We start from the raw sequence: 4,866 nt of genomic DNA, 5'->3' as shown, positions 1-4,866 counted from the left end.
AAAGACTATGACAAACGTGAAAATACAAACCAGTAAAAGTTATCAGGAGTTTTTAATTGAACAGTTAAAAGATCCTGAACACGCTGCACTTTATATTGAAGCCTGCTTAGAAGAACAGCATCCAGAACCGGAATTACTGAGAAATGTCTTGAGAAATGTGATAGAAGCTCAAGAACAAATCAACACTTTATCTGAATCTTCAAAGTTATCTCATCAAAAACTCGATCAAATTTTAACAGAAAGCAGTTGTGCTGAAATTTATGCTTTTGTTGAAGTTTTAAATGCTTTAGGGTTTCAAATTTTGATCAGTTTGAAAGAAACAGAATCATAAACAGGTTATTCGCTGATTTCGTTTATTGCGTTTATTTCGCAAAATTGCTAACATAGGTTATAATCAATTCTATCCGACCTCTCGTTTGCAGAAGTTGGAGACACTTTTGTAGTAAACGCAAACCTTTATATTAGATAGTGAGAGGCTGAATCAATGACACTTACAGAGGCTCCAAACTTGCGGTCTGTTCTACCTACGCAAGAAGAAGCTACGATTGCACAAGCCAGTAGCTCGTCTTTGGCACGGTACATCAAGAACCAAGACGGATGCACCCGTACCATCAAGCTTGTGCAAGATGACAGCCAAGATGAAGTTGTTGTCATACCTGCTGAAGCTTTTCGTCTACTGCTTGAGATGTTGGCACAGATGGCGAAGGGAAATGCTGTAACGCTGATTCCAATCCACGCAGAACTCACGACCCAAGAAGCTGCTGACATTTTGAATGTTTCCCGTCCCTATTTAGTGCAACTGCTGGAGTCTGGAGAAATCCCTTTTCGTAAAGTGGGCACGCGCCGAAGGGTGCGTTACCAAGATTTAATGGACTACAAAAATCGAGTTGATGCAGCACGACGGGAAACGCTTGATGAGCTTACTATTCAAGCTCAAGAACTGAATATGGGATACGAAGGAGTCCTGTAGTGGCTAATTTTTCCGTTGTCTACGATGCTTGTGTTTTATATCCAGCACCGCTTCGGGATTTTTTAATGGAACTTGCCATCACTGACTTATTTAAGGCCCGTTGGACAAATGCTATTCACGATGAATGGATCAGAAATGTTCTCAAGAATCGTCCTGATCTTACACTTGAACAGCTTACCAGGACTAAAACTCTGATGAATTCTCATGTTAGAGATTGTCTGGTTACGGGATACGAAGATCTTATACCAGCATTAACACTTCCTGATCCAGATGATCGTCATGTTCTTGCTGCTGCAATTCGCTGTAATGCTGATGTAATTGTCACTTTTAATCTTGATGATTTTCCCAGTCAAGCACTTCAAAAATATGATGTTGAAGCGCAGCACCCCGATGAGTTTATTCTACATTTACTTGACTTGAACCCAGCAATGGTCTGTAGAGCAGCCGAAATACAACGTATGAGACTCAAAAATCCACCTAAAACACCTAATGAATATCTGGACACGCTTCTAAAACAAGGGCTTCCGCAGTCCGTGAGTAGGTTAAGGGAGTTATGTTATGGGATTTAGCGATCGCTGCTTGTAGTCGCACTAAAGTGCGGCAAAGCTGACAATTCTCATTGTCAGCAGCAAATATAACAGTTCTAAAGATTATGGTAAAATATTAAAGATTAACTGTTTTACCCAAAACAGAAAAGCACAAAAACATCTTGAATTAAACCAACAACATGAAAGCTACAGAAACAACTCTTAGGAATCTATTAGAAGGTACTAAACAATTCCAAATTCCCCTTTTTCAAAGACCCTACTCTTGGACTACAGAAAACTGGGAAAATCTTTGGGAAGATCTGATGAAACTTTATACTAATGAAGTAGAAGGTTCATATTTTGTGGGGGCTATTGTTACTCAGGGAATACTTGGAACAGCAGATGGTATATCTCCTTTTCTAGTTATTGATGGGCAACAACGCTTGATTACTCTCACTGTTTTATTAGCTGCTATTCGTCAGTATTTGTTAAAAGATAAAACTCCAACAATTAAGGATAAAAATCAAAAACTTGCTGGAGAGTTGTATGATAAAATTTTAACCAATCAATATAAAGAAGGTGAAGATTTTTACAAGGTATTACCAACTCAAGGAGATCAGGAAACTTATCAAAGCATTGTCACAGCCACAAAAGAGAAAGAAATGAAAAAAGAAGGCATGATATACCAATGTTATAATTTTTTCAAAGGGAAACTTAAAAAACCCCATCAAGAAGAAGGTTTGGCACTAGATTTAGCAAAATTCAAGACTGTTATTTTAGAACGTTTAATTCTAGTTAATATTACTTCCGATGAGCAAGATAATCCGTATCTGATTTTTGAAAGTTTAAATTATAAGGGAGAAGAACTAACTCAAGCTGACTTAGTGCGTAACTATATTTTCATGAAATTGCCCCGTCAGAAACGAGAAGAAATATATCAGAATAAATGGTTGCGTCTTGAAAATCAATTCAAGGCTAATGTAGCTCCAAAAGAATATGCGAGTGAATTAACAACTGCATTTTGGTTTTATTTGCGTAAAGATGGAGAAGCAGTAAATGAGAAAGAAGTTTATAAAGTCATCAAAAATCGTTTTGATAATGCGCCTAATGAAATTGAATCTAAGTTAGAAGAAATTATACAATTTATTAAATACTATCAGCGATTAAAATTTTATCATAAAGAATCAGAAGGTAAGCTACGTTATTGGTTCGAGCAGTTAATGCGTTTGGACTTCACAACTTGCCATATTTTCTTGCTTAACGTTTATCACGAGTATGAGGAGGAAAAACTTTCTCTTGAACAGTTTGAAACTATTTTGCGTTACTTAGAGTCTTATTTTGTGCGACGTTGGTTTGCTGATGTTTCTACAAAAAGCTTGGGTAAGGTATTCAATAATTTATACAAAGAAGTTCAAGCAGCAAATCCTGATGACTTGGTAAAGGGACTACAGACAGTTCTGTGCGGATATGAAAAAGAGAAAATTTGGCCTTCAGATGAGGATTTTCGTAAAAAAATTATTACTAAGTCTTTGTATAGTTCAAAGAATTCTGATCGAATTAAATTAATTTTGGAAAGTTTAAATTCTACGCTTAGTAAAGAAAAAGTAGATCCTGACAATCTAACGATTGAACACATTATGCCTCAAACATTAACCCCTGAATGGGAAAAGATGCTAGGTAACAATTGTAGCCAAGTAAAAAAAGAATTATTACATACTTTGGGAAATCTTACGCTAACAGCATACAATACACAACTTAGCAATAGCTCCTTTACTGTCAAAAAAACGTGGTATCGAACATCTAATGTTTCCCTTAATAAATATTTTGAAGATATAGTAGATTGGAACGCTGATGAAATTAAAGCTCGTGCTGACAAATTAGCTGATATAGCAATTAAAGTTTGGCCTCGATAGATTTATATTCTCCTTGCCAACTTTCCCTAATATTCCCATCAAAACTGCAATCACTTATCTAATTAAGTTAAAGCAGAGAAGAGCGATCGCCCTTTCACTTAAAAACAGCGATCGCTTTTCTGACTGGTTCATGTGTTGGAATGCGATCGCCTCTGATACAATTTACTAAGATGGTATAATTAACTTAGGTTAATCAATAAAAACACTATGACAACCAAAGAAATAATTCTACATGAATTAGAACAAATTCCTGCTTCTCAACTGGATGAGGTATTAGATTTCATTCGCTCTCTTAAGCAAACTGTTAAACCGACTGAGAAAGCTTATAAACCCATTTGGGAAGTAGCAGATGATATTATTAAAGATATTCCTGAAGAAGTTATAAGTCAATTACCAAAAGACGGGGCAGAAAATCATGATTTTTATCTGTCTAAAAACCTCCACCAAGGCTTATGAAAACTCTTTTTGTCGATACGTTTTATTGGGTCGCTTTAATTAATGTGGCTGACTCATGGCATCAGTCCGTTAGAGATTATAGTCGCAATCTTAATAATATTCAATTGGTAACAACAGAAGAAGTATTAACAGAAACAATTAATTTTTTTGCCTCCTTTCCATCCCCTATGAAAAAAGCAGTTTTTCAGTTAATTACCCAAGTTATCGCTGATCAGAATATAATTGTTATTCCTCAAAGCCATGAATCTTTTATAGCAGGTTTAGAGTTATTTAGTCAACGATTTGATAAAGGATACAGTTTAACAGATTGTATTTCTATGGTAACGATGAATCAACTTAATATTACGGAAGTTTTAACCCATGATAAGCACTTTCAACAAGAAGGTTTTATCATTGTATTTAAGCAGAGTTGAATTATGAATTGCGATCGCCCTTTTTAAAAGAGCGATCGCTGCTGGCAATTAATCAATCATCTTGTTTGATAAAATGAACAATAAAGCAGTTATAATAAAATGAATGATGGAAACCCAACCCAGGGAGATTCAACGTTATGTTACACCCGATAGTAAAATTCCTTTTGATCAATGGTACTATTCCCTTCGAGATCGTAAAACTCAAGCTAAAATAAATTTAAGACTTGAGCGAGTTAAATTAGGTAATTTAGGAGATTATCGATCAGTTGGAGAAGGAGTTTATGAATTTAAAATCAATTATGGCCCAGGTTATCGAATTTATTTTGGTCAAATTGGATTAAAAGTTGTACTGCTCTTATGCGGGGGAGATAAAAGCACTCAAAAGCAAAATATTCGTCAAGCTCAGGAGTATTGGAAAGACTATGACAAACGTGAAAATACAAACCAGTAAAAGTTATCAGGAGTTTTTAATTGAACAGTTAAAAGATCCTGAACACGCTGCACTTTATATTGAAGCCTGCTTAGAAGAACAGCATCCAGAACCGGAATTACTGAGAAATGTCTTGAGAAATGTGATAGAAGCTCAA

The 4,866-nt window shown here is 35.6% G+C and carries 8 protein-coding genes; all 8 read left to right on the top strand.

All coding sequences use genetic code 11. The features are described from left to right. Positions 1–331: helix-turn-helix domain-containing transcriptional regulator (locus tag PL8927_RS04340; RefSeq protein ID WP_231505908.1), on the top strand; the 331-nt coding region annotated here is incomplete at its 5' end. Between the two features lie 153 nt (positions 332–484). After that, positions 485–970, top strand: coding sequence for a helix-turn-helix domain-containing protein (locus PL8927_RS04335; RefSeq protein ID WP_083617992.1), 486 nt, complete (start codon positions 485–487; stop codon positions 968–970). Then, complete coding sequence (locus PL8927_RS04330) at positions 970–1,539, top strand: PIN domain-containing protein (protein ID WP_083617989.1); 570 nt, start codon at positions 970–972, stop codon at positions 1,537–1,539. The genes PL8927_RS04335 and PL8927_RS04330 overlap by 1 nt, the downstream gene beginning before the upstream one ends. Positions 1,540–1,697: 158 nt before the next feature. Next, entirely contained in the window at positions 1,698–3,410 is a 1,713-nt protein-coding gene (locus PL8927_RS04325) for a DUF262 domain-containing protein (RefSeq protein ID WP_197047314.1), read from the top strand. Positions 3,411–3,423: 13 nt separating this feature from the next. Beyond that, a complete protein-coding gene (locus PL8927_RS28360) occupies positions 3,424–3,579 on the top strand; it encodes a hypothetical protein (RefSeq protein WP_156093094.1) in 156 nt (51 codons plus the stop codon). 38 nt (positions 3,580–3,617) lie between these two features. Next, on the top strand, positions 3,618–3,866 hold the full coding sequence (locus PL8927_RS04315; protein WP_083617986.1) for a hypothetical protein: 249 nt from the start codon (positions 3,618–3,620) through the stop codon (positions 3,864–3,866). Next, positions 3,863–4,279: a type II toxin-antitoxin system VapC family toxin gene (locus PL8927_RS04310; protein ID WP_083617983.1), complete on the top strand. Its 417-nt coding sequence runs from the start codon at positions 3,863–3,865 to the stop codon at positions 4,277–4,279. Before PL8927_RS04315 ends, PL8927_RS04310 begins: the two co-directional genes overlap by 4 nt. Positions 4,280–4,385: 106 nt before the next feature. Further along, positions 4,386–4,730 carry a type II toxin-antitoxin system RelE/ParE family toxin gene (locus tag PL8927_RS04305; protein WP_083617980.1) on the top strand — a complete coding sequence of 115 codons (345 nt, stop codon included), beginning with the start codon at positions 4,386–4,388 and terminating at the stop codon, positions 4,728–4,730. The last annotated feature ends 136 nt before the right edge of the window (positions 4,731–4,866 follow it).

The sequence above is a fragment of the Planktothrix serta PCC 8927 genome (assembly GCF_900010725.2).
GTDB classification, from domain to species: domain Bacteria; phylum Cyanobacteriota; class Cyanobacteriia; order Cyanobacteriales; family Microcoleaceae; genus Planktothrix; species Planktothrix serta.
Note: the sequence above shows the minus strand (reverse complement) of the source record. Positions and strands in the feature narration are given on the sequence as shown.